Origin of the sequence: Larkinella rosea (genome assembly GCF_003858635.1) — a bacterium.
GTDB lineage: Bacteria > Bacteroidota > Bacteroidia > Cytophagales > Spirosomataceae > Larkinella > Larkinella rosea.
In genome coordinates, this window is record NZ_RQJO01000015.1 from 565,416 (window position 1) to 591,305 (window position 25,890).

Sequence of the window (25,890 nt, forward strand, 5' to 3'; positions counted from 1 at the left end):
TTATGAATCTGGAAATCATTCAGATTTTGACTTTCCCGGTTTGACTGGTATCTTTCAGATTGAATCTTTACCGGTTTTTATTTGCATCCTAAATCACCCTGAGTTATGAGTACTTCCCGTCGAGACATTTTGAAAATGACCGGCATGGCCCTCGCCAGCAGCGTTTTACCCGCCGTAACCATTTTGCATCCCCAACGTTCATTTGCCGGAATCAACAGCGACACCCTGAAAGTGGGGCTGATCGGCTGTGGTGGCCGGGGATCGGGGGCAGCCGCCCAGGCCCTGAAAGCCGATCCAAACGTGGTGCTTCATGCGGTTGGCGACATTTTCAAGGACAAAATGGATGATTCGCTGGCTAACCTGACGAAAGTCCACGGCGACAAAGTGAAAGTCGACGAAGAACATAAATTCCTGGGATTTGATGCCTACAAAAAAGTGCTGGATTCTGGTGTTGATGTAGTTATTCTGGCAACACCACCCCATTTCCGGCCCGAACATCTGATGGCGGCTGTTCAGGCGGGGAAACATATTTTCTGCGAAAAACCGATGGCTGTCGATGCTCCCGGTGTCCGAAAAGTGCTGGAAGCCGCCAAACTGGCAAAGGAAAAGAAAATCTCGCTGCTGTCGGGCTTCTGCTGGCGGTTTCACGAACCGAAACGAGCCACGTTTGAGAAAATTCAGGACGGCGCAATTGGCGACGTGCTGACGGTTTATAATACCTACAACACGGGTACGGTTTGGTCGCATCCCCGCAAACCGGGCTGGACGGATGCCGAATACGTGTTCCGCAACTGGTATTATTACACCTGGTTGTCGGGCGACCACCTGGTCGAACAAGCCATTCACAGCGTTGATATGATGTCGTGGGCGTTTGGCGACAAATTGCCGCTGTCGGCAGCCGGAACCGGTGGCCGGCAAGTGCGGGTCGAACCGATTTACGGGAATATTTACGACCATTTTGCCATTACCTACGAATACGAAGACGGCGCTAAAGGATTCCATTTCAGCCGTCAGCAAGTCAACTGCGAAGGGAGCTATATGTGCGAAGCGCTGGGAACCAAGGGCCGGGCGGTCGCCAACGTATCCCGAAACGTGCACGAAATCACGGGACGAAAAAAATGGAAGTACAACGGCGTTGCCAACGACATGTACCAGACCGAACACGATGAACTGTTTGCGGCCATTCGGAAAGGAGAGCCGATCAACCAGGGCGAGTACATGGCCAACAGCACGCTGTTAGGGATTATGGGACGCATGGCGGCCTATACCGGACGCCGGATTACCTGGGATGAAGCCATGAACTCGACCGAAAAGTTGGGCCCGGACACCTATAGTTTTGACATGACGCCCCCGGTTGTGGAAGTCGCCCGACCCGGTTTTACCCTCTTTTCCTGAAAACCATGCAACGTAGAGAATTTCTGAAAAACGGCTCGCTGGCCGCAGTAAGCGGTTTTGCGGTTACCGAAAACCTGCCGAAAGTCATTGAATCGGTTTCTGGCACGTTTGTAAATCCGGCGAAAAAACCGGTCGCTGCCCAGCCGATGGTGAAGAAAAGCCTCAAATGGGGCATGGTAAAAGAAGACTTGTCGATACTCGATAAATTCAAATTGCTGAAAGACCTGGGTTTCGACGGGGTGGAACTGGATACGCCGAACGATCTCGACATGAAAGAGGTGTTGAACGCCCGCGACAAAACCGGCCTGGAATTACCCGGCACGGTGAACTCGGTGCACTGGAAATCGCCCCTGTCAGATCCGGACCCGAAAGTTCGGGCGGTTTGCGTGGAAGCCATGAAAAAATCGCTGCAAGACACCAAACAGTATGGCGGTACCACGGTTTTGCTGGTTCCGGGTGTGGTGAAAGCGGATATTGGGTACGAAGATGCCTACAAGCGCTGCCGGGAAGAAATCAAAAAGCTGCTGCCGGTGGCCGAAAAAACCGGGGTTAAAATCGCTTTTGAAAACGTCTGGAACAGCTTTTTGATCAGCCCGCTGGAAGCCGCCCGGTTTGTCGATGAATTCAAACACCCGATGGTGGGGTGGTATTTCGACATCGGCAATATTCTGCGTTATGGCTGGCCGGTGCATTGGATCGAAACCCTCGGCAAGCGGATCCTGAAACTGGATATCAAGGAATTCAGCCTGAAAAAACAGCAGGATGAAGGACTTTGGAAAGGCTTCGATGTGGAGTTGCTGGAAGGCGACTGCAATTGGCCGGCGGTGAACAGCGCCCTCCAGAAAATCGGTTATTCGGGCTGGGCCTCGGCCGAAGTTAACGGGGGCGACCGCACGCGATTGCTGACGATTCGGGAAAAAATGGATGCTATTTACAAGGCCTAACGGTAGCAAGAAATCGCGTTTATGGTTGTAAAAGTAGCCCAGCCCGATATGTCCGGGCTGGGCTATTTTGATGAAGAAGGTTCTGAATTTTGAGAGAATAAGTTTTAAACCGCCACTTCCACTACGGTTCCGCGGTCGGAGTAAATCCGGAAATGGCCGCCGAGTTCTTCGGCCCGTTTCTTCATATTTTGCAAACCGTAGTGGTTTTCCAGCGATTCGTCCTGATTCCAGGATAAACCGTTGCCGTTATCGCTGACGCTCAACTGGAATGAGCCGTCGTCTTTGGCGCTGAGCAAAACCGTTACTTCCGTGGCCTGAGCGTGTTTAACCACGTTGTGCAGGGCTTCCTGCATAATCCGGAACATATTCAGCGCCTGAACGGAGGTGAGGGGCTGGGTGAGCGTGCCTTCCGTGTGGATGTTCACCTGAAGCGGTTCCATCTGCTGAAAATACCGACCGACGTAATGATTAATTCGTTCCTCAAACTCTTCGAGCGTAAAACTTTCCTGATTAATAGCCCAGATGGTATCGCGGAGCATCTTGATGGCTTCACGCGTGTAATCGACAACCGACCGTAACTGCGACGACAGATGGTGGGTATTGGCAACCACCTGTTTCTCGGCCTGACGCCCGATTTGCTGTAAACTGTTGACAATGAACGACAATTGCGCTCCTACGTTGTCGTGTAGATCACGGGCGATGCGTTCTTTTTCGTGAAACGATTCATTTTTGAGTTGCAATCCCTGAACGTGCGCTTCGTAAACCAGCCGTAACTGGTGATTTCGTTCTTCATTGAGCTGTTCGTTGCGGTCGCGGATGAGTTTATAACGATACGCCAGCCCAAATGTCAAAACCACCACTTCGAACAAAGCCGCCAGCGCATAATTCTCGTAACTTTCCAGAAAAGCGTAGGTGGGCAAAACCCGGAAATTGCAGAGAATGATCAGGAAATTCAGGGTATAAAACGGACTAACCGCCACCAGATACAGCCAGGCTTCCTGCGTGCGATACCGCTGAATTAAATTGATGACGATAAAGACCCAGATCAGCGGCATGGGCAGCCAGTAAAAAACGATAAACAGCCGCATCAAAATCAACTCAACGGTGGGAGAGACGTAGAGCACCCACTCGGCCATGAGCGAAACCAGACAGAAAATGCCGCCCACCAGCGCGACCGTCGCAATGCGGTGCCACAGGCGGCTGGGCGTTTTTTCCAGCGACAGAAATGACCGGACAAACAGCAGTTGGAAGAAAAAAAGCAACAGTGGAAACACGAAATAGATGTTTCGGTTTGGCAACCGAAACTGACTGTCGAAGAAAAACTGATACAGGAAACCGTCGTTGATGAAAAAATAACCGGCCAGGCCGATAACGCACAGAACGTATTTCGCGTAAATCCGGTCGAAAGTGGTGAGGTAAAAGAAAAGGCTAATGACGATCACAAACAGAAAGATGGCGAAAATACCACCCCAGAACGCATAATCGCTCAACACAAACGTATCGAGCGCACTCTGCGGCCGGATGGTGATCGGGATAACCTGCACCCCTCGGCTTTTGAACGCCCGAACGTAACAGGTGACTTCCCTACCGGCGGGGAGTGTAAACGGAAACCAGTAATTACGGTGATACACCATCTTGTTGGTTAAGGGCGTTTTCCAGCCGTATACGGGCGAGTTGTAGAGCGTTTGCTGGCCGTCGGTGATAAACAGTTGCAATTCGTCGAAAGCCCAGAAATCAACTTCGCAGAACAGCGCCTGAACCTGAGTTGTGGTATTTTTTAACTTGAAACGCAGCCAGACCGGATGCGCATGCTGACTGCTGCTGATGTATCCAAAATTGGGAATGGGCGATAAATTGGGCTGGAATTGGACGGCCATTTCCGGACGCTGCACCTGGTCGATGGTCAGCCGATTGGAAGTATCCTGCGCAAACCAGAGGTCGTGATCGATCAGGACCGTAGAGTTGCCAGACGAAAGGGGTATAACCGGTTGATCTGCCCGGGCAAAAACCGGGGACAGGAGCCACAGAAAAGCAATAAACCGGTAAAGAGGAGCCATACCGACGGTGGGTTCGGTTCCAAATATACTCAAAAACCGGCTTGGGTGCGAGATAGTTAGCTATTTTTGTTCGGAAACTACGCCGTACAGGTCGAACTCGTGAGCCTCGGTGATGCGGACGTTGGCAAAATCGCCCTGCCGCACGTACTGGCTAGCCGGAACCAGCACTTCATTATCGACTTCAGGAGAATCAAATTCGGTTCGGCCAATGAAAAAACCGCCTTCTTTCCGGTCGAACAAAACCTTGTATGTATTGCCTAGTTTTTCCTGATTCAGTTCCGAAGAAATGCCCTGCTGAAGATCCATGATGGCGTCGGCGCGTTCCTGCTTGATCTCGGCCGGAATATCGTCGGGCATGGTGTACGAATGCGTATTGTCTTCGTGGGAGTACGTGAACGCACCCAGCCGGTCAAACCGCATTTTTTCCACAAAATTGTACGTTTCGTCGAACATCGCTTCCGTTTCGCCGGGGTGTCCCACGATGAGCGTGGTCCGGAGCGCAATGCCCGGCACTTTCTCGCGAATGGTATCGATCAGGGCTTCGGTTTTCTCGCGGGTAATACCCCGACGCATGGTTTTGAGCAGTTCGGTCGAGCCGGTTTGCAGCGGCATGTCCAGGTATTTACACACGTTCGACCGTTCGCGCATGACGTCCAGCACGTCCATCGGAAAACCGGACGGGTAGGCATACTGCAACCGGATCCAGTCGATGCCTTCGACGTCGGCCAGTCGGTTGATCAGGTCGGCCAGCGTGCGTTTTTTGTAAATGTCCAACCCGTAATAGGTCAAATCCTGCGCAATCAGAATCAGTTCTTTGGTGCCGCGTCGGGCCAGCGACTGCGCTTCTTTCACCAGTTCTTCCGCCGGGCGCGAAACGTGATGACCCCGCATCAACGGAATGGCGCAGAACGAACACGGACGGTCGCAGCCTTCGGCAATTTTCAGGTACGCAAAATGGGCGGGCGTCGTCAAAAGCCGTTCGCCCACGAGTTCGTGTTTGTAGTCGGCTTTCAGCGTTTTGAGCAGTCGTGGGAGTTCATTGGTACCAAACCACGCATCGACGGTCGGGATTTCAACTTCCAGCTCGTCCTTGTAGCGGTGTGACAAACAACCAGTTACGTACACTTTATCGACCACACCGGCGTCTTTAGCGTCGACATAGCGCAGAATGGTGTTGATCGATTCTTCTTTGGCATTATCGATAAAACCGCAGGTATTGATTACTACAATATTGGCATCGTCTTTCTTTGATTCGTGCGAAACGTTATACCCGTTGCCCTTCAGTTGCGTATATAAGACTTCCGAATCCACCAGGTTTTTGGAACAACCCAGCGTAACGATATTGATTTTATTCGTGCGTACTCCTTTTGTTTTCAAAACAGACCAGGATTAAAAAGATTTTTCCTGATTAACAGGATTATCCGGATTCTAAAGACGGTTTTGCAGCCAGACCGGATTAAATGATAAAGCTAACGTGGTAAGCGTGTTGGCAGAACACCGGTATTTTGGGCAAAGTTCGGAAAAGTACAATTCTGATGAAAGTCAAACCGCTTTTATCCAGGGAATTTTATGCGGGACGTAGCGAATCGGGACGGTTTTGAAATAGTCTTCCAGCGCGAAATCGAGGTAACTTTTATTAAAATTGAGGCAGAAAGACCGTCCGGTTTTTAATTTGAAAACCAGATAACTATAACCTGCGACCATTCTACTTGACTTCAGGCCTGGCCCATGTTTTTCAATTTCCTGCAAGTCGGTGGCTGTAAACCGGATGGTTTCTTGCCAAGTCGCAATTTCCAGGCTTTTGTCGGTGGGGTCGAGCGTAACGGTTTTATTTCGGGTGATGAGCCAGTATTGCCAGTCCAGTCGGAAAACGAGGGTCATAAACCACAAGGAGTAGAGCGTTGTCGCTAATAAACTTAAACCGATGATCCAATGCCAATATGCTTTAGCAGCAGGTATAGCGAAAAATACGGTTATGTAAAGAAGCAATACTGAAATCAATGTGAAGAATACATTCAAAAGATAATTAAACTGGGTGAAATATTCCCATTCGTCGATTTCGTAGCTCACAACAATCGCTAAGGGCGATTCATTCCCGACGGTTTTGGCCGTGAACCGGAGCATCTTGTAGATGAACCAGCCGACGGGCAGGAAAACGAAAGCAAAGGTGAGGAAAACGTTCATAAACGATTAAAATACCGCCTGATACGTAATGTCGACCGTGATTGTTGACCGGCGGTCTTTCTCCACCGTCACCGGATAAATGTTGTTTTGGCCATCGGACAGGTTGGCGTAGAACCCCTTTTCTTCCCGGACAAAGACGGAATAACTGCCCGGCGGTAAACTGACGCAAAACTGACCGTCTTTGCCGGATTTGACCTGTTTGACGAGTTTGGTCTTGATTTTGGAATAAAAACCGTCGTCTGTGGCTTCCGTCTGATCTATTTTGGTCAATTCGTAGATCAGAACATCCCGAACAACCGGCTGGCCTTTGGGCTGCGGACGACTGGGGCCGGGCATATGATTCCCGGATTTGAAAATAACTGTACCGCAGATTCCCTGAAATGATTTATTCCGCTCACCGGTTTTGCAGGCGGTGAAAAGGGATAACGCCAGGAGAAGGAAAGCCGGTTTTAGGATGATGGAAAGGCGGTTTTCAGACATAACGCTAGAAATTACGGCCCCGTTGGGGACAGATGTTTGTAGCAGAACGCTGGCCTGGGCAGATTCGCGTGCCATCGGTACGCAACCCTCAGATTGCGTACCGATGGCACGCTGGAGAATTGCTAATTTGGCAGTTTCTACAAATATCGCGTGCCTCTGGCACTTATATCTTCTTGAAAAACGAATCCACAAACTCCATCTTGTTGAACGTCTGCAAATCTTCAATTTTTTCGCCAACACCGATGTACTTGACCGGAATCTTGAACTGATCCGAAATGCCGATCACGACTCCACCTTTGGCGGTTCCGTCCAGTTTCGTAATGGCCAGCGCTGTTACATCCGTCGCTTTGGTGAACTCCGTGGCTTGAATAAACGCATTCTGTCCTGTTGATCCGTCCAGCACCAGCAGTACTTCGTGGGGCGCTTCGGGCAGGAATTTCTGGACCACCCGCTTGATTTTCGACAGTTCGTTCATCAGGTTCACTTTCGTGTGCAGACGGCCCGCGGTATCGATAATCACCACATCAGCGTTCATATCCACCGCTTTTTTGACCGCGTCGAAAGCGACCGCCGAGGGGTCGGTGTTCATGCCGTGTTCGATGACCGGAACGCCCACGCGTTGTCCCCAGAGTTTCAACTGCGTCACGGCGGCCGCCCGGAACGTGTCGCCAGCGCCCAGCACCACTTTGTAGCCCCGATTGTGAAATTGCGCGGCCAGTTTGCCGATGGTTGTGGTTTTACCGACGCCATTGACCCCCACGACCATGATCACATACGGTTTTTTGTCGGTAGGTAATGCAAACTCGTTATCAACATCGAGGGATTTGTTTTCGGCCAGCAGTGCGGCAATTTCTTCCCGCAGAATGTTATCCAGTTCGGTGGTACTGACGTATTTATCACGCGAGACACGGTCTTCAATGCGCCGGATGATTTTAACGGTTGTTCCCACGCCGACATCCGACGTAATCAATACCTCTTCCAGTTCGTCGAGCACTTCTTCGTCGACGGTCGATTTCCCGACGACGGCGCGGTTGAGTTTCGAGAAAAAACTTTCTTTGGACTTCTCCAGTCCTTTATCGAGTGATTCTTTTTTTTCCTTCGAGAAAAAATCAAACAGACCCATTTCCGTAATGTTAGAACTTTTGATGGCAGATAACCGACAAGTACGGCAAAAACCGCGTCCAATCTTTGTTCGAACAAAGATAAAAACAAAAAAGTCCCACCGAGGGGACTTTCCATGTACTATACAACCGGAAGAACTAGCCTTTCAACGCGGCTTGTACTTCTTCCAGCGGGACCATTTCTTCTCTGAAGGTGTAAGCGCCGGTTTTTGGCGACTTTACGGCTTTGATAATTTTTGCGAAGTTTTTACCGCCACCTTCTTTCTTCAGGGTTGCAACAACTTTCTTTGCCATCTTGGATCGGCGGGAGCTATCCCGCAGTTACAATTATTTAATTTCTTTGTGTACGGTTACGCGTTTCAAGTTCGGATTGTACTTTTTCAGTTCGATCCGGCTCGGCGTATTCTTACGGTTTTTGGTCGTGATGTAGCGTGAGGTGCCCGGTACATTCGTGTCCTTCTGCTCCGTACACTCCAAAATAACCTGAATTCTATTGCCTTTCTTAGCCATTGCAGTAAATATTTTCTCAAACAGGAACGCAAAGGTAAGATAAAGTCTTAAAAACCACAACGGTTAATTGCGAAATAATTGCTAAGTAGGTATCCGGTTTTCAGTTTACGGTATTCGGCGGCTGACGCATTCATCCTAAGCTTGCGTCAGCCACCGGATACCGTAAACTGAAAACCGGATACCAATTTTTGATTTTTGAGTGCTGACTGGCGACCTTTGATGCACGATGACCACACAAACCATCCAATACGACTACCAACCCGGCTTGTTTCAGGCTTCGGAACCGAATAAATACACACTCGACGACCTCAGTTCCGGTGAGATGATTCTCAATATGGGGCCACAACACCCGTCGACGCACGGCGTTTTGAGGCTGGAAATCGTCACCGATGGCGAGATTATTGTCGACGTTGTGCCGCATCTGGGCTACCTGCACCGTTGTTTTGAGAAGCATGCCGAATCCATGCCGTTTAACCAGACGCTGCCGTTTGTCGATCGGCTGGATTACGTGGCCGCGATGAACAACGAACATGTTTTCTGCATGGGCGTCGAACGGATGCTGGGCATCGACCAGGAACTGCTGAGCCGCCCCGACGGTCGCCGGATCGAATACATTCGGGTGCTGGTTGCGGAATTAAACCGCCTGGCGTCCCACTTTGTCGCTATCGGGACGTATGCGCTGGATATTGGTGCTTATACACCGTTTCTGTGGATGATGCGCGACCGCGAGCACCTGCAGCGGCTTCTGGAATGGATCAGCGGGGCGCGGATGCTCTATAATTACATCTGGATTGGCGGTTTGTATTACGATCTGCCGGTCGGTTTTGAAGAGCGGTGTCAGGAGTTTCTGACGTATCTGAAACCGAAATTGCTGGAAATGCAGCAATTGGTGACCGAAAACAAAATTTTTGTGAAACGAACCACCAACGTGGGCGTGTTGCCATTGCCGGTTGCGATCAATTACGGCTGTACGGGACCGGTTTTGCGCGGATCAGGTTTGCGGTATGATTTGCGCCGGGTCGATGCGTATTCCGTTTATCCCGAACTGGATTTCGATATTCCGATTGGTGAAGGAAAAATGGGAACGCTGGGCGACTGCTGGGACCGAAATTACGTACGCGTGCTGGAGTGCTGGGAATCGGTGAAAATTGCCGAACAGTGCCTGAAGCAACTGACGGGCGACCTGAAACGAACCCGCGACTTTGATCCGCAGGCGATGGCACCCAAGAAAATCCGGCCCAAGGCGCAGGAGTTTTATATCCGGGGCGAAATCCCAAAAGGCGAGCTGGGCTTCTTTTTCCGGGCCGACGGTCGGTCGGACATTCCGTTTCGGTGTCGGGCGCGGTCGTGTTCGTACCACAACCTGTCGATGATCAGCGAAATTTCGAAAGGGGCGATGATTGCCGATCTGGTGGCTATCATCGGGTCGATCGATGTCGTGATGGGTGAGGTAGACCGTTAGGCCAGGATCAGAATTTCTTTCGCGTTCCGGCCAAAACCGTCGTAATCCAGCCCAAAGCCAACCACAAACTGGTTTTGAATTTCAAAGCCGACGTATTTAATGGCAACCTCCATTTGCAACGCTTCCGGTTTGAACAACATCGTCGCGATTTCGAGCGAAGCTGGTTTTTGTTCCCGCAGATGTCGGGAAACATCCTGAATCGTCAAACCGGTGTCGATGATGTCTTCAATCAGAATCACATCCTGACCTTCCAGCGATTCGGTCAAACCCAGTACCTGTTTCACCACGCCTGTCGAAGCCGTCTGTTGGTACGAGCTGACCCGAATGAACGTAACCCGGCACGGAATGGTCAGGTGCGTCATCAGTTCGGCCGCGAAAATAAACGCGCCATTCAGTACCACCACGAGCAGAGGCTGCTTTCCCTGATAGTCCTGATTGATTTGGTCGGCCAGTTGAACAATGCGGTTTTTTAACTTGTTTTGATCAATGAAGGGAACAAAACGTTTGTCTTTGATAGTCAGCATAGGAAGCCCGTTGACGCGAACGTCAAAGGTAAGGCATCCGATGGGTTCGTAAAAACTTTTGGTGGCGTAAACTGGAAATTCAAAAACTTCGTTGATAGAAGACGATACCAGTATCCTTTAAAAATGAAAAAATATAGTCTTGTTCTAATTGGCCTGTTACTGACCTTCGCAGCCCACGCCCAGGTGTATTCACTGGCTGATTTTGACAAAAAATACGATATGCTGCTGAAGCGCCCCGATGTTCAGATCGAGTCGGCGGAGGCTATCAACAACTTGTATAATTACAAATTCTACGAGGCCGACAAAGAGTTTCGCTGGCTAAAACTGCGGTATCCCGATCATCCGATGCCCTACTTTCTGATGGCGCTGGCCGAGTGGTGGAAGATTGTTCCGAATACCGAAAATACCGACTTCGACGACAAGTGTATTGCCTACCTGGACACCACCATCACCAAGGCCGAGAAGCTCTACGATGACAAAGAGAACAAGGTCGAACCGTCATTTTTCCTGGCAGCTGCCTACGGTTTTAAAGGCCGCCTGTATTCCGAACGCAAGAAGTGGGCGAAGGCGACCTGGGCCGGTAAAAATGCCCTGAAATATTTCGACAAATGCAAAGGCAACGGCGATCTGACGCCCGAATTGCTCTTTGGCGATGGGTTGTTCAATTACTACGCCCAGTGGATTCCCAAAAACTATCCGGCGCTGAAACCGATTCTGATGTTTTTCCCGAAAGGCAACAAAACGGAAGGCATTCGGCAACTGGAGCTAACGGCCAATAACGCTTTTTATACGCGGACCGAAGCCCGGTATTTTCTGCTTCAGATCTACAGCATGGAAAATGAATACGGAAAAGCGTATGATCTGGCGAAATACATGTGGCAGCAATACCCGGACAATCCCTATTTCGAGCGGTATTATGCCCGAACGGCTTTCGTGCGCGGCTATTCCAATGAGGCATCGGCGGCTTCGCTCAATATTCTAAGCAAAATTGAGCGGGGAATGGACGGCTACGAAGGGGTTGGCGGACGGACAGCGGCTTACATTCTGGCCTATCACAACCAGCACTACACCCACGACCTGGCCAAAGCGAAGGAATATTATCAGAAAACCATTGATTTTGCCAAACAGACTAATTCCTACGATGCGGCTTATTACTGGGCGTCGGTGTTGAGCCTGGGGAAAATTGCGGCTTCTGAAAAAAATTACGAGCAGGCGCAGACTTATTATAAGGAAGTAATCGACAAAGCCGACCGCAAATCCAGCCAGCACAAAGAAGCCAAAGACGGTTTGGATAACCTGAAGAAACTGCGGAGAGAGGAGCGGAGGAAAGCGAGGAAAAATTAAGAGTGATGAATTAAGACGGGGCGGCATCGGCCGTCCGGCGGTTGGCTGATGCATTCATGACTCTTAATTCATCACTCATCACTCTTAACTCCTTCAGGGAATCGGAAGCACTTTGCTTTCTTTGAAAGTCGAAAGAATCACCATCGTTTGGGTGCTGGCGACTTCTTCGATTTCGTTGATTTTCTCCAGCATCAGCACCTGATACGAAGCAATATCTTTGGCAATGACTTTCAGCAGAAAATCGCCGGAACCGGTGATGTGGTGGCATTCGATAATCTCCGGAATGTTCTTCACGGCATTGACAAACGATTCGGTTACCATCTTCTTGTGACCGACCAGTGAAACCTGCACAAACGTCGTGACGCCCAGGCCCACCCGATCCCGATTCAATTGAGCGTGGTAGCTCTGAATGATGCCCGAAGTTTCTAATTTTTTGACACGCTCAAGCGTTGGTGCAGGGGATAAACCGATTTCTTTCGACAACTGAGCATTGGTAATTTTAGCGTTTGTCTGTAGAATTTCTAATACTTTCCGATCAATCTGATCGAGTTTGATTCCTGACATGATAGTGATTAACTTAAAACTTTATCCAACCAATATGAGATCATACAAAACTAAACACAATCCTTTTATTTTTATAAAAAAATATGGATTTTTTACTAAAACGTAAAATAATGATTGGTTTTGCGCCCCAATTTTCCGCTCAAAATTACTGTATACAATAGTTATACCAAATACTGTTCAACATGATTATCGGCCGTTCTTAATTTTTTTCCAAATATTATTTTGTATGGAAACCGCCGGTTTCCATAAACGGAGTCGCCGGACAAAAAAGTCTTCTTCTTAAAATACAAAATAACCTGCCCGTTCAGTGCTGACCGTATCTGGCAGCAACGCAATAAACCGGTCGGTAACAAAGTTTGAAAAGGGGATGGAGTCTTCCGTATCTTTGACGATCATTTTTTGACCAACTTTGTGCATGCGCGTTCAGTACCGGTTTTTCTTCGTCTTGTGTTTATGTCTTCTTGGGGAAACGGAGGTAGTGATGGCACAAAAACCGCCCAAACGCGAATTTCGCGCCGTTTGGGTGGCAACGGTCGATAACATTGACTGGCCGAGCGTGCGGGGAATGCCCGCCGATAGCCAGCGGGCGGAGTTCATCAACCTGCTGGACCACCATCAGCGGGCGGGCATCAACGCGGTAGTGGTTCAGATCCGGGCGGCTGCGGATGCCTTTTACGCCAAAAGTACGGAGCCGTGGTCGTTCTGGCTGACGGGACAGCAGGGGCGCGCACCGGTGCCGTTCTACGATCCGCTCGAATTCATGATTCGGGAAACCCACGACCGTGGAATGGAGTTTCACGCCTGGTTTAACCTCGACCGCGCCACGTTCAGCAAATTGTCCCGCGTGACTCCCGATCATATCAGCCTGCGAAAACCGGAATGGATACTGCAATACGGCGGCCGGAAACTATTCAACCTGGGCTTGCCCGAAGTACGGAATTACGTAACTGGCATTGTGACCAATATTGTTCGGAACTACGATGTGGACGGCATTCACTTCGACGACTATTTTTATCCGTACGGCGAACCAGGGCAAGTGGTACACGACGAAGTCGCTTACAAAACCTATTTTAACGGGATGAACCTGGCGAATTGGCGCCGGGAAAACATCAATAGCCTGATTCTGCAACTTCGGGATTCAATTCGCGCCATCAAACCGTATGTAAAATTTGGCGTCAGCCCGTTTGGCGTCTGGAAAAACCGCGCTCAGGACCCCGAAGGTTCGCAGACCACGGGCGGTTTGACGTCGTATTTTGATCTGTACGCCGATACGCGCAAGTGGGTTCGTGAAGGCTGGGTTGATTACATTGCTCCGCAGGTGTATTTCAGCACGGATTTCCAGAAAGTGCCGTATCGCTTATTGGTCGATTGGTGGATCAAAAACGGCTATAACCGGCATCTGTACATTGGTCAGGGTGCGTTTCGAATCAACCGCTCGACGCCCCGCGACCGCGCCTGGAACGATCCGAACGAGATGACGACCCAACTGAATTACAACCGCCAGTTTCCGCAGATTCACGGCAGTATTTACTTCAGTTCCAAGTCATTGACTGACAACCTGAATGGCGTTCGGGATACGCTGCTGACGAACTTTTACCGGTTTCCCGCGCTCATCCCGACCATGCCCTGGAAAGACCCCGAGCCGCCCCTTTCGCCAAAAGACTTAAAGGCGAATCCGACGGCTGAAGGCGTCGAATTGTTCTGGCAGCAACCCGGCCCGGCTCCCGACGGCGACAAAGCCAGCTATTACGTCGTGTACCGGTTTGACCGGAAGGATAAAATCGATACCGAAGACCCCACCCACATTGTAGCGATTTGTGTCGGCGAGCAAACCACGCGCTTCATCGACCGAACCGCAGCCCGAGATAACCGGTATGTATACGTGGTAACGGCGCTGGATCGCCTGCACAACGAAAGCGTTCCGGTGCAAGTCAACGTCCGCGTCCCAGAACCGTAGAGACGCGATTCATCGCGTCTCATAATCCTGTATTGATCGAAAGAAAAAAAGACGCGATTCATCGCGTCTCTACAAATCGTTTTTAAACCGTTTTCAAAAACGCCAACCCTTTGACGGCAATGTCTTCGCCGGAGGGTTCGATGTCGCGCCAGATGGCAGCTGCTTTGGCGATCGCTTTCACTTCGGGCGTGAACGATTCGATGACCAGTTGCCCTTTGAAATCAATGTCTTTCAGCGCCTGACGGATCGAATTCCAGTCGATGTGATCGTTGCCGGGAATCCCGCGGTCGCAGCCGCAGCTGTGGAGCAGTTCCAGCCGCGATCCGGCTTTGCGAATGGCGTCGGCCTGGAATTTTTCCTCAATGTTCATGTGGAAGGTGTCGAGGTGCAGCCGCACGGCGTCGTTGCCCACCAGATCGGCGAGTTCAATAGCCTGATCGGCCGTGTTGATAAAGTCGGTTTCGAAGCGGTTTAACGGTTCGAGCGCGATTTTCAGGCCTTTACTTTGGGCATATCCAGCCAGTTCTTTCAGGTTTTTAACAACGGCTTTTTGCTGCTCGGCGTATACGTCTTTGGGCGTAGCTTCGGCCCGGCCCACGCTCGAGTACAGCGGTCCTACCAGCATTTCGGCGCCGATGATTTCCATGACATCCAGCAGCCCTTTCAAATACGTCATCGCATTTTGCTGCTGTTCTTCATCCCCGCGAAAATCCCGCTCGGGACCCATCGCTGCGCAAACCGTCTTGCAACCCAGCTTGGCATCGATAAGGGCTTGTTTAACCAGTTGCGGATCGACGTTGGCGGGATCTTCCAGTCCGATTTCGACGGTATCGAAACCCCATTCAGCAAATTGTGCAAACCACTTCAAGCTCTCATTCGTGAAGGGTGACGTAAATAAAAACGTGTTGATACCAATGGTGTACATGCGATTGATTTGTTAGGATTCGGTTTTTTATAGCGGTTTCTCAGGTTTAGAAACTGCGCCGTAAGCTGCTTGTGGCCGTTGTTTTTCTTAGAAAGCAAAGGAATGCCAGCCCGGTTTTTACTGTATTTATATCGATTAGCCGACGAATTTCAGAAGGCAAACTGGCGATTAACCTCCGCCATGACGTCGTCTACCGGACGAGCATCGGCAAAAAAAGAAACGATTTTCAGAAGGATACCTTCCACAACGGCGTCGGGGCAGGACGCTCCGCAGGTCAGCAGAACCGTGACTGGTTTTTGATCCGTAAGAAAATTCTCCGTGACCACCTCCTGTTTCGTATGGAGATCAAAATGCCGGATTAAGTCCCGCGACAGTATTTTTTGTTCCGTTTCAATGAAATAGGTCGGAAGCTTTTCGTCGCATAACTCGACAATGTGCTGGGTATTGGAGCTGTTGTAACCGCCCGCAACCACAGCAAAATGCGCCGGGTTGGTGAGCAAGTTGTAGGTCGAATCCTGGTTGTCGTTGGTGGCGTAGCAAAGCGTGTCCCGGGTGTTGGCGAAGCGGTTATCGACGTCCTCCGGCATCAGCCGGTGGTGATGGATCATGACGGTTTTCAGGAAATCAGCAATGTGTTGCGTGTCCGACGCCAGCATGGTCGTCTGGTTCACGACACCAATGCGCTGCAAATCCCGCTCCGGATCAAAACCGTCGGAATACTGCCCCGCGAATTCACTGTAAAACTGCTCTTTGGGCGATTCGCCGGTGATGTACGTCGCCAGTCGCTGCGCCTGCGTCATGTCTTTGACGACCACTGTCGGTGCCGATTCCTTGCTGTGGGAAAACGTGGCCCGGGTTTCTTCGTGCGACGGTTTTCCGTGAACCACCACCGTATAATCTTTCTGCCCGATTTGAGTGGCTTTGTTCCACACTTTCTCGACAAATGGACAGGTTGTATCGTATTGCTCGACGTCCAGGCCAATGTCGGTTAGCTTCTGCTGAATTTCGATCGTTGTTCCGAAAGCCGGAATCACCACCACGTCGTCGTTATGTAATTCCTCCCAGGGAACGATCTGTTTCCCGGACGTTTCCATGATAAATTGTACCCCACGTTTCTGCAAATCCCGGTTGACATCCGGATTGTGAATCATTTCACTCAGCAGAAAAATACGTTTACCGGCATTTTCAGCAATGGCTTTGTACGAAATTTCAATCGCATTTTCGACGCCGTAACAAAAGCCAAAATGCCGGGCCACCAAAAACCGTACCGGGCCAAAATCCAGCACCGTGGGCGTGAAATCGCGTTTGAGTTTGTCGCGTTTCCGCCGAAGTTCTTTCAGGGGACTGATGATGTGGCTGCGGTAATATTCCGGGATATTGAAGGCTTTCATTCACTTAAAATTAGACGGACATCGTCAGAAGAACACAGGGCGGAAGTGCTTCGTTCGCAAAACCGGTTGATTAGGAAAGGGTGGTCAGGCGGCCCAGAATATCATCCAGGTACTCCCGACTGTTGCTCAGCCGTGGCACTTTATGCTGACCGCCGAGCTTGCCCCGGGTTTTCATCCAGTCATAAAAAGTCCCCCGCGGAACCGCATGAACAATGGGCGCATGTAACACCATATCGTTGTACCGCTTGGCGTCGTAGTCGGAATTGACCTGCCGAAGCGTTTGGTCAAGAACGTGGCAAAAAACGTCGAAATTGTTCGGTTCGCTCGAAAACTCGATCACCCATTCGTGCCGACCGTGGGTGCCGCTACTCATGTAAACCGGTCCGGCGGTATAGTCACTCACCGTGGCGCCAGTGGCCGCACAGGCCCGCGTAATGGCGGTTTCGGCGTTTTCAATGATGACTTCCTCCCCGAACGCATTGATAAAATGCTTGGTTCGTCCGCTGACTTTCAGCCGGAACGGATGGCGCGACGTAAACCGGACGGTATCGCCGACGCGGTAGCGCCAGAGGCCGCCGTTGGTCGAAATCACCAGTGCGTAATTTTTATTCAGCTCGACTTCTTCAATGGTCAGGGCTTTCGGAAAAAGTTTATCGGCTTCTTCCATCGGCACAAACTCATAAAAAATACCGTAATCCAGCATGATCAGCATTTCGCCAACCCGCTTTAGATCGTCCTGAATGGCAAAAAAGCCTTCCGACGCATTGTAAATTTCAAGATACCGAATCTCGTTGGATGGAAACACTTCGTTGGCAAACAATTCACGGTACGGCTGGAAAGCGACAGCTCCGTGGATGAACACCTCGAAATTCGGCCAGACTTCCAGAATATTCTGTTTACCGGTTAAGGCCAGGACTCTTTCCAGCAAAACCAGCGCCCAGGTCGGGACCCCCAGAATACTCGTGACGTTTTCGCGGGCCGTGATTTCGGCCATCCGGTCGATCTTCTCTTCCCAGCGATCCATCAGCGCCACCTCGATCTGGGGCGTCCGGATGTATTGGGCCCAGGGTGGCAGGTTTTTCATGACGACGGCCGAAACGTCGCCCGCGTAACCGTGTTGGCCGTATGGATTTTCGTGTAAGCTACCGCCGATCGACAGTCCTTTGCCTTCAAAGGCTTTGCTTTCGGGATTGTTGGCGACGTAGAGCGCCATCATGTCCTTGCCACCTCTGAAATGGCTCTCATCGAGCGATTCCTGCGAAACCGGGATGAATTTGCTACGGGCGTTGGTCGTTCCCGATGATTTGGAAAACCAGTGAATGCGGGAGGGCCAGAGCAGTTTCTGTTCCCCGCGCATGGTCCGCTCGATGTACGGAAAAAGATCTTCATAGGACGAAACCGGTACGCGTTCCTGAAAATCCCGGACGGTTCGAATGGAATCGTACTGGTGTTTCTTGCCCCATTCGGTGTGTCGCCCCTTGCTGATGAGCTGACGAAAAACCGCCTGCTGTACTTCGCCGGGGCGCGCCATCATCGCTTCAATGCGTGGCACACGCCGGAGCAGCAGCCATTTCAAGGTCGTATTCAGCAGGGTCATACGCGGAGCGGTAATTCGGAAGTAAACTTACTAAAAATGTTGTACTTAGTAGAACTTAGCTTCATAACCTGATTTGGCGGTTTATTGTTCTTTTGAGCTTACATTCGTTAAAACCAGAAGTTACGGTACTTTTTTTGGTATAAAAGAGAGAATAAATTTCCTTTGTAACAGACGCCGATTCCTATTCCCCTCGTATGAACATCGCAAAAGCCCTTTTTTGTCTGCTTATTTCGATCAGTTTGACAGTTGCATTCAATCAGCAGTGGGGGACGGTTCCGGCATTCGGCCGATTGCTGAGTCCGTTTGAAGGTTTTTGGCAAAATGCCGAAGCCGCTGATGCAGCATCCGAAGAAAAATCATCGGTGAAAGGCACACGGGAGGAAGTCACGGTTTTATACGACGACCTGCACGTTCCGCACGTTTTTGCCAAAAATGACTACGACGCCTATTTTGCGCAGGGCTACATCACCGCCCGCGACCGGCTGTGGCAGATGGAGTTCCAAACCCACGCGGCTGCCGGGCGAATCTCGGAGCTGATCGGCGACCGCGCTTTGGAACTCGACCGCTACAACCGGCGGCTGGGCATGACCTACGGAGCCGAAAAATCGCTGGAAGGGATGTCGCAGAACCCGGTTTCGAAATCGGTACTGGAGGCTTATTCCGCCGGAATTAATTCGTACATCGATCAGTTAAAACCGGCCACGTATCCCATCGAATACAAACTGCTGGGGTATGCGCCCGAACCGTGGACGCCGATTAAAGTCGCGTTTCTCCTCAAACAAATGACGCAGACGCTGGCCGCCGGGGCCGATGATCTGATGATGACCAACGTTCGGCGGCACCTGGGCCCGGCTCTGACGGCCAATTTATTTCCGGATTATCCTTTTAAAGAAGATCCGATTATTCCGGCCGGGACGAAGTGGGATTTTACACCGCTTAAAGTACCGACTCCGCCTACAAATTCTGAAACTGACAGTAGCGTTGCGCTAAACTGGCAGCCCCACGATCCGGCTATTGGCAGTAATAACTGGGCCGTTGGCGGGCAGAAAACCGCCAACGGTTATCCGATTCTGGCGAATGATCCGCACCTGAATTTGAGCTTACCGTCGATCTGGTATCAGATTCAGCTGGTAACACCTACGATGAATGTGTATGGGGTATCGCTTCCTGGTGCGCCGGGTGTCATTATCGGTTTCAATAAGGATGTGGCCTGGGGAGTTACCAATGTCGGTGCCGATGTGCTGGATTTCTACAAAATTCGGTTCCGCGATAACCGGCGGCTGGAATACTGGCACGATGGCAAATGGAAACCGGTTCGTCGGCGCGTGGAAATTATTAAAGTGAAAGGAAAACCGGCGCTTTCCGACACTGTATTATATACGCACCACGGCCCGGTTATTTATTTGCCCGACGAAAAACCATTTCGGAACAATATTCCCACTGGCTACGCGGTTCGCTGGATTGCGCACGAAGCCGACAATGGCATACAGACATTTTATCTGTTGAATCGGGCTAAAACCTACGATGATTACGTCAGGGCGCTGTCGTATTATTCGGCTCCGGCCCAGAATTTCGTGTTCGCTAATGCCGCCAAAGACATTGCCATTTCGCCCAATGGGCGGTTTCCGCTGAAATGGCACGATCAGGGCAAGTTTTTGCTGGATGGCACCCATCCCGCCAACGACTGGCAGGGCTGGATTCCGGCGGCCCAAAACCCGCGCGTGAAAAACCCGCCGAGGGGATTTGTCAGTTCGGCCAATCAATCGTCGACCGACCCGACCTATCCGTATTACATCAATTGGGAGTTTGAAACCACCGACCGGGGCATGCGGATCAACAACCGGCTTTCGGGCATGCAGAAGGTAACGATAGACAGTATGCGTCGGCTCCAGAACGATGTTTTTAACCATCAGGCATCGAAATTTCTGCCGGTTTTGCTACCGCGCGTTCAGGAAACCGGTTTGACGGAGCAACAGAAACAGGCGTTAAAAACCGTGCAGCAATGGAATTACCAGCAGGACACAGCGTCGATTGCCGGAACGATTTTTATGGACTGGATCAGCCGCCTGGAACACGACATCTGGGCCGACGATTTCCCGGAAAAAGACGACCAGCCCATGCGATTTCCGAATTCCGACCGAACCCTGCAACTCGTCACCGAAGAACCCAACGCCCGCTGGTTCGACAACGTCACGACGAAAAACCGCACGGAAACCATCGGAGAAATCGTCACCGTCAGTTTTCAGGCGACCGTCGATTCGCTGGCCAAACGGCACGGCGCGCTGGGTAAAACCTGGGCGTGGGCGGATCACAAAGGTACCGGCATCCGACATTTGATTCCGGGCCTGGATGCGTTCAGTGCGCTGAATGTGCAGATTGGCGGTGGTCCGAGAATCGTCAATGCGGCTGGTCGTAGGGCGGGCCCCTCGTGGCGGATGGTGGTGCAAACCGGTCCGGAGGTGAGCGCCTTTGGCGTTTTTCCCGGTGGCCAATCCGGCAATCCCGGCAGTCCGTATTACCTGAATATGCTCGAAACCTGGCGAAAAGGTGACTTGTACGAATTGCTTTATCTGAAGTCGGTAACCGAAAAAAATCCGCGAATCAAATCCATTCTGACCTTAAGCCATTGAAAACCATGCTGCCTTTTTTAGTGATTGCTGTATTGAGCGCGGTCGCGCAGCTCTTTTTGCCGTGGTGGAGCATCGCCGTGGTGACGTTTGGCGTCTGTTTCTGGCGAAGCCGAACTGGCTGGCGGGCATTTGGCAACGGTTTTTCAGGGATTGCGGTGGTCTGGTTTGTCTACGCCCTGCTTATTCACGTGCAAACCGACGGGATTCTGACCGGCCGGATGGCGGATTTGCTTTTCAAGACTAAAATGCCCGTTCTCTTACTTCTGGTTACACCCCTGATGGGCGGTTTGGTGGGCGGTTTTGCCGGATTGGCGGGGCGGCAGGTCCGGGCGGTTTTTGCCGCAAAACCGTAGGCAACCTTTCACGAACCTGTATTCTAATTGCTGCATAACTTGTAAATCGTACCTTTGTAAAATCATTAATCCATTAATTAACTGTTTCTTGTGAAAAACGCATCTCTTGTTTTAAACGCCGTACTGGCGGCAGCCGTAGCCGTTTTGTATTACCTGCACTTTTCAGAAAATAAGACCACAGAACCTGTTTCTGCCACGTCAACCCCATCGGCGCCCGTTCGCAAGACGGTTTATGTCAATGTCGATTCGCTGCTGACGAATTACGAATATTTTAAAGACACCCGGAAAGTTCTGGAAAGCAAACGGTTTCAACTCGACAACGAACTGAACAACAAAGGACGTTCGCTGCAGAACGAAGTGGCTTTTTTCCAGCAACGCGCCCAAACGATGACGATGGAACAGGGACGGGCAACGGAAGCCGCTTTGCAAAAGAAACAGCAGGATCTGGTGGCCTACCGCGATCGGATCATTCAGCAATTGAGTCTGGAGGAGCAGAAAAAAAACGAAGAGCTGTACAACCAGATTTACGATTACCTGAAAAAAGTGAACAAACAGAATCAGTATGATTTTGTGATGGGGTACTCAAGAGGGGGCGGAATTCTCTATGCGGATAACTCACTGGATGCGACCAAAACCATTATTGCTGGTTTGAACAAAGAATACCAGGAAAAACAGACCAAGAAATAACGCACTGATCCTTACTGGAATCAAGGCTCCACCGGGAAGACGGGTGGAGCTTTTTTTATACCGTTAAAAAAATAAAAAGGAATCAAACCGGTTTTTTAGAATGCCAACTGGAATACGGCATAAAATTTGTAAAGCCAAGGGTAAGATTGTATGTATTGACAATCATTGCAATGATAAAGTCCGTTAGACTTTGAAATGGAAACGTGTGTGGTAACCCGTATATGTTATTCAATTCTTACTGACACATGATGTGTAAGAATGAAAATATCCTGGGGAATGCCGGTGGGTACAGAAGGGTCTTGAGGCTGTGATTCGGCTGTACGCCTTACCGGTAAGGTTAAACACCGGCTTCACCAGGGATTTAGTTGGATTGATAAAATTATCGATCATTTGGTACCCCGAAGGACACTTCGGGGTATTTTTATTTACAAAAAGGTAATTTTGGACTAAAATTTAAAAGCAGATCGTTCATTCATTGGTCAGCGGCCAATTATCCATTCGGTAGATGAGTAAACCGCTTACTGATCGTGCGACACACCATTAAATAATCATGTCTGATAAAACACTCGCTAAACACATTGAAATCCGGAATCGCCGGGCTTCGTTCGAATACTTCTTTCTGGAAACATTTATCGCCGGAATCATGCTGACGGGCACGGAAATCAAATCCGTGCGGCAGGGAAAAGTGAATCTGGGTGATGCGTATTGCCTGTTTCTGAACGAAGAATTATATGTCCGGCAAATGCACATTTCGCAGTATACGGAAGGAACGTACAACAACCACGAACCCCTCCGCGACCGGAAACTGCTGTTGCAAAAGAAAGAACTGAAACGCCTGGTCAATAAACTGACGGATCAGGGGTTGACCATCATTCCAACCCGGTTTTTTATCAACGACCGGGGGTTTGCCAAACTGGAAATTGCACTGGCCAAAGGGAAGAAGTTGTACGACAAACGGGATACGATTAAAGACCGGGATATTTCGCGCGAAATGAGCCGGGAGCAGTTTTAGACGCTATTTAGCTGGTTATCACGCCAATCGGAGGCTTTTAAAAAAATACGTATGAATCAGTGGCGAACCTGTTATTTATAATGAAATATCATTAACTTGCTTGAAAAAATAAGGAGCCAGATACATTGTTTATGGGTAGGAAAGTCCTGGTACTTAATCAAGACTATAGCGCATTAGGCATCTGTTCTGTACCGAAAGCGTTCTTGTTGGTCTACCTGAACAAAGCGGAACTGGTTGCCAAATCTCAGGGGTTTGTCCTGCGAACGGTCGACGACGAATACCCGTCTCCTACCGTCATCCGCCTTCACCGCTACATTCACCTGCCCTACAAAGGCGTCATGCTCAATCGTCAGAATATCTTCAAACGGGATGGAAACCGCTGCCAGTATTGCGGCAAACACGAAGACCTGACACTCGACCACGTAATGCCCAAATCGCGGGGTGGCAAAACCAACTGGGATAATCTCATTACGGCCTGTAAACGCTGCAATTCCCAAAAAGGCGACCTGACGCCCGAGGAAGCCGGAATGAAACTCTATCAAAGGCCCTTTAAACCTTCTTTTCTCGTATTCCTGCGCGATTTTTCCGGTTCGGTCGAAGAAACGTGGATGCCTTTTCTGGCGAAGCGTGAAAAAATGTACTGACCAATCTCCGGTTATTGACACCTGTTTGACACAAAAAGACATTTTTTTGTGCGTAACTGGTATTTTTCCAGAAAATCTTCCTATTTTTGCACCTCATTTTTGGGGCAGTGTCTCCTCGATCAACTAAAAGTCAGCCAGGAAGGCCCGGGGGCTGATGTATAAATGGGCTACAACCAAACTTTTATGAGCAAAACGCAAACACTGCCTGATTTTGATTGGGATAAGGCAGACAACCGGGGTTTTGGCAGCGGCTATTCGACAGAAGAACGTAATCGTCTGTCTGAGCTGTACGATAACACCCTGGCGCAAGTAAATGAGAAAGAAGTAGTGATCGGAACCGTTGTCGGTATTACCGACCGGGAAGTTATTCTAAACATTGGTTTCAAATCGGATGGTCTGGTTCCGGCGTCGGAATTCCGCGATCTGCCCGATATGAAAATCGGTGACGAAGTAGAAGTTTACGTAGAAAATCAGGAAGACCCCAACGGTCAACTGGTGTTGTCGCGCAAGAAAGCGAAAGTCATCACCGCATGGCAGAAAATTCAGCGCGCACTGGACGAAGATTTGGTGATCGAAGGCTTCGTAAAACGCCGGACCAAAGGTGGTCTGATTGTCGATATTTATAGCATTGAAGCTTTCTTGCCCGGTTCGCAGATCGACGTGAAGCCGATCCGTGACTTCGACGTGTTTGTCGGCAAGAAAATGGAAGTGAAAGTGGTGAAAATCAATTACGCTAACGATAACGTAGTTGTTTCGCACAAAGTACTGATCGAGAAAGATCTCGAAGCACAGCGTCAGCAAATCCTGAACAACCTGCAAAAAGGTCAGGTGCTGGAAGGTGTGATCAAAAACATGACCAACTTCGGGGTGTTTATCGACCTCGGTGGTGTCGATGGTCTGCTGCACATCACGGATATTTCGTGGGGCCGCATCAGCCATCCGTCGGAACTGTTGCACCTCGATCAGAAAGTCAACGTGGTTGTACTGGACTTCGACGAAGACAAAAAACGGATTTCATTGGGTATGAAGCAACTCCAGGCGCATCCGTGGGATTCGCTGCAGGAAGGCATGCAGATTGGCTCGAAGGTGAAAGGCCGGATTGTCAACGTGGCCGATTACGGCGCGTTCCTGGAAATCATGCCGGGTGTCGAAGGTCTGATCCACGTATCCGAAATGTCGTGGTCGCAACACCTGCGTAACCCACAGGACTTCCTGAAAGTGGGCGACGAAGTGGAAGCCGTTGTGTTGACGCTGGATCGGAACGATCGCAAGATGTCACTCGGTATCAAGCAATTGACGGCTGACCCCTGGTCACGTCCGGAGCTGGTGGAGAAATACGCCATCGGTACCAAACACAAAGGCGTGGTTCGGAACCTGACCAACTTCGGTTTGTTCCTCGAACTGGAAGAAGGCATCGACGGTCTGGTACACGTATCGGATCTGTCCTGGACGAAGAAAATCAAACATCCGTCCGACTTCATTAAAGTAGGGGAGGAACTGGAAGTAATCGTTCTGGAACTCGACGTTGAAAACCGTCGTCTGGCGCTGGGTCACAAACAACTGGAAGAAAATCCGTGGGATACGTTCGAAACCGTATTCACACCGGGCTCCGTTCACCGTTGTACGATCCTGTCGAAAAACGATAAAGTGGCAACGCTGGAATTGCCGTACGGCATCGAAGGTTTTGCGGCTCTGAAAAACCTGCAGAAAGAAGACGGTTCATGGGCGGATGTTGGCGAAACGGTCGACTTCAAAGTCATTGAATTCTCGAAGGACGAAAAACGCATTATGCTGTCACACTCGAAAACGTGGCAGGAAAAAGGCGAAGATCGGAAACCGGAGAAGAGAGCGGCTACGGTTGCCAAAACGCCGACTTCCAGCAAAGAACCTGAGCGTGCAACGCTGGGCGACCTCGATGCGCTGGCAGCATTGAAGGAACAAATGGAAGGCCGTTCGTCGAAAGGAGAATAAGTTAGATTTTTTTGAAATGCCGCGCGGACTGGAATGAATATTGTAGTAAGTTTGCGGCAGAATAAGTAGTCGAGGAGTTAGGGAAGTTAAGGATTCGGGCACGGTTTTAAGTAAATCTCACCACCTCTTAATTTCCCT

At 50.2% G+C, this 25,890-nt stretch carries 23 protein-coding genes; 11 read left to right on the forward strand and 12 right to left on the reverse strand.

All coding sequences use genetic code 11. The annotated features are described in order from the left end of the window. Positions 1 to 105: 105 nt before the first annotated feature. Complete coding sequence (locus EHT25_RS28815) at positions 106 to 1,395, forward strand: Gfo/Idh/MocA family protein (protein WP_229311827.1); 1,290 nt, start codon at positions 106 to 108, stop codon at positions 1,393 to 1,395. A 5-nt stretch (positions 1,396 to 1,400) separates the two neighbouring features. Continuing rightward, positions 1,401 to 2,339, forward strand: coding sequence for a sugar phosphate isomerase/epimerase family protein (locus EHT25_RS28820; RefSeq protein ID WP_124878908.1), 939 nt, complete (start codon positions 1,401 to 1,403; stop codon positions 2,337 to 2,339). Positions 2,340 to 2,443: 104 nt separating this feature from the next. On the opposite strand, the gene EHT25_RS28825 is transcribed toward EHT25_RS28820, so the two are convergent. From EHT25_RS28825 to rpmG, 7 genes are all read right to left on the reverse strand, one after another. Further along, a complete protein-coding gene (locus EHT25_RS28825; RefSeq protein ID WP_124878909.1) occupies positions 2,444 to 4,396 on the reverse strand; it encodes a sensor histidine kinase in 1,953 nt (650 codons plus the stop codon). Positions 4,397 to 4,456: 60 nt separating this feature from the next. Further along, positions 4,457 to 5,773 carry a 30S ribosomal protein S12 methylthiotransferase RimO gene (rimO, locus tag EHT25_RS28830; protein WP_124878910.1) on the reverse strand — a complete coding sequence of 439 codons (1,317 nt, stop codon included), beginning with the start codon at positions 5,771 to 5,773 and terminating at the stop codon, positions 4,457 to 4,459. 165 nt (positions 5,774 to 5,938) lie between these two features. Next, positions 5,939 to 6,580, reverse strand: coding sequence for a PH domain-containing protein (locus tag EHT25_RS28835; protein ID WP_124878911.1), 642 nt, complete (start codon positions 6,578 to 6,580; stop codon positions 5,939 to 5,941). 6 nt (positions 6,581 to 6,586) lie between these two features. After that, a complete protein-coding gene (locus EHT25_RS28840; RefSeq protein WP_124878912.1) occupies positions 6,587 to 7,060 on the reverse strand; it encodes a hypothetical protein in 474 nt (157 codons plus the stop codon). Positions 7,061 to 7,223: 163 nt separating this feature from the next. After that, the gene (ftsY, locus tag EHT25_RS28845; RefSeq protein WP_124878913.1) at positions 7,224 to 8,183 is read right to left on the reverse strand and encodes a signal recognition particle-docking protein FtsY; all 960 of its coding nucleotides are present in this window, start codon (positions 8,181 to 8,183) and stop codon (positions 7,224 to 7,226) included. 136 nt (positions 8,184 to 8,319) lie between these two features. Continuing rightward, complete coding sequence (locus tag EHT25_RS28850) at positions 8,320 to 8,475, reverse strand: DUF4295 domain-containing protein (protein ID WP_111626371.1); 156 nt, start codon at positions 8,473 to 8,475, stop codon at positions 8,320 to 8,322. A gap of 33 nt (positions 8,476 to 8,508) precedes the next feature. Next, on the reverse strand, positions 8,509 to 8,691 hold the full coding sequence (rpmG, locus tag EHT25_RS28855) for a 50S ribosomal protein L33 (protein ID WP_038121932.1): 183 nt from the start codon (positions 8,689 to 8,691) through the stop codon (positions 8,509 to 8,511). A gap of 226 nt (positions 8,692 to 8,917) precedes the next feature. On the opposite strand from rpmG, the gene EHT25_RS28860 reads away from it, so the two are divergent. After that, positions 8,918 to 10,153, forward strand: a complete 1,236-nt coding sequence (locus EHT25_RS28860) for an NADH-quinone oxidoreductase subunit D (RefSeq protein WP_124878914.1) — start codon at positions 8,918 to 8,920, stop codon at positions 10,151 to 10,153. Here EHT25_RS28860 and hpt read toward each other — a convergent pair. After that, the gene (gene hpt / locus EHT25_RS28865) at positions 10,150 to 10,677 is read right to left on the reverse strand and encodes a hypoxanthine phosphoribosyltransferase (RefSeq protein WP_124878915.1); all 528 of its coding nucleotides are present in this window, start codon (positions 10,675 to 10,677) and stop codon (positions 10,150 to 10,152) included. The two genes, EHT25_RS28860 and hpt, sit on opposite strands and share 4 nt — an antisense overlap. Positions 10,678 to 10,800: 123 nt before the next feature. Here hpt and EHT25_RS28870 point away from each other — a divergent pair, with 123 nt between their 5' ends. After that, positions 10,801 to 12,021, forward strand: a complete 1,221-nt coding sequence (locus EHT25_RS28870; RefSeq protein WP_124878916.1) for a tetratricopeptide repeat protein — start codon at positions 10,801 to 10,803, stop codon at positions 12,019 to 12,021. A 93-nt stretch (positions 12,022 to 12,114) separates the two neighbouring features. On the opposite strand, the gene EHT25_RS28875 is transcribed toward EHT25_RS28870, so the two are convergent. Next, complete coding sequence (locus EHT25_RS28875) at positions 12,115 to 12,585, reverse strand: Lrp/AsnC family transcriptional regulator (protein WP_124878917.1); 471 nt, start codon at positions 12,583 to 12,585, stop codon at positions 12,115 to 12,117. Positions 12,586 to 13,066: 481 nt separating this feature from the next. Here EHT25_RS28875 and EHT25_RS28880 point away from each other — a divergent pair, with 481 nt between their 5' ends. Continuing rightward, positions 13,067 to 14,542, forward strand: coding sequence for a glycoside hydrolase family 10-like protein (locus tag EHT25_RS28880; RefSeq protein ID WP_229311828.1), 1,476 nt, complete (start codon positions 13,067 to 13,069; stop codon positions 14,540 to 14,542). An 82-nt stretch (positions 14,543 to 14,624) separates the two neighbouring features. Here the strand turns inward: EHT25_RS28880 and EHT25_RS28885 are convergent, their stop codons facing one another. The 3 genes from EHT25_RS28885 to EHT25_RS28895 form a co-directional block, all read right to left on the reverse strand. Beyond that, positions 14,625 to 15,467, reverse strand: coding sequence for a sugar phosphate isomerase/epimerase family protein (locus tag EHT25_RS28885; protein WP_124878919.1), 843 nt, complete (start codon positions 15,465 to 15,467; stop codon positions 14,625 to 14,627). A 149-nt stretch (positions 15,468 to 15,616) separates the two neighbouring features. Beyond that, a complete protein-coding gene (locus EHT25_RS28890; RefSeq protein ID WP_124878920.1) occupies positions 15,617 to 16,858 on the reverse strand; it encodes a 4-hydroxy-3-methylbut-2-enyl diphosphate reductase in 1,242 nt (413 codons plus the stop codon). Between the two features lie 70 nt (positions 16,859 to 16,928). Next, positions 16,929 to 18,455 carry a GH3 auxin-responsive promoter family protein gene (locus tag EHT25_RS28895; protein ID WP_124878921.1) on the reverse strand — a complete coding sequence of 509 codons (1,527 nt, stop codon included), beginning with the start codon at positions 18,453 to 18,455 and terminating at the stop codon, positions 16,929 to 16,931. A gap of 194 nt (positions 18,456 to 18,649) precedes the next feature. Between EHT25_RS28895 and EHT25_RS28900 the strand changes: the two genes are divergently transcribed. From EHT25_RS28900 to rpsA, 6 genes are all read left to right on the forward strand, one after another. Continuing rightward, positions 18,650 to 21,085, forward strand: coding sequence for a penicillin acylase family protein (locus EHT25_RS28900; RefSeq protein WP_124878922.1), 2,436 nt, complete (start codon positions 18,650 to 18,652; stop codon positions 21,083 to 21,085). 5 nt (positions 21,086 to 21,090) lie between these two features. Further along, positions 21,091 to 21,438 carry a hypothetical protein gene (locus tag EHT25_RS28905; RefSeq protein WP_124878923.1) on the forward strand — a complete coding sequence of 116 codons (348 nt, stop codon included), beginning with the start codon at positions 21,091 to 21,093 and terminating at the stop codon, positions 21,436 to 21,438. A gap of 90 nt (positions 21,439 to 21,528) precedes the next feature. Further along, complete coding sequence (locus tag EHT25_RS28910; RefSeq protein WP_124878924.1) at positions 21,529 to 22,125, forward strand: OmpH/Skp family outer membrane protein; 597 nt, start codon at positions 21,529 to 21,531, stop codon at positions 22,123 to 22,125. Positions 22,126 to 22,675: 550 nt separating this feature from the next. Continuing rightward, positions 22,676 to 23,137, forward strand: coding sequence for an SsrA-binding protein SmpB (smpB, locus tag EHT25_RS28915; protein WP_124878925.1), 462 nt, complete (start codon positions 22,676 to 22,678; stop codon positions 23,135 to 23,137). A 131-nt stretch (positions 23,138 to 23,268) separates the two neighbouring features. Beyond that, positions 23,269 to 23,781, forward strand: a complete 513-nt coding sequence (locus EHT25_RS28920; protein WP_124878926.1) for an HNH endonuclease — start codon at positions 23,269 to 23,271, stop codon at positions 23,779 to 23,781. A 183-nt stretch (positions 23,782 to 23,964) separates the two neighbouring features. Further along, the gene (gene rpsA / locus EHT25_RS28925) at positions 23,965 to 25,752 is read left to right on the forward strand and encodes a 30S ribosomal protein S1 (protein ID WP_124878927.1); all 1,788 of its coding nucleotides are present in this window, start codon (positions 23,965 to 23,967) and stop codon (positions 25,750 to 25,752) included. Positions 25,753 to 25,890: the final 138 nt, after the last annotated feature.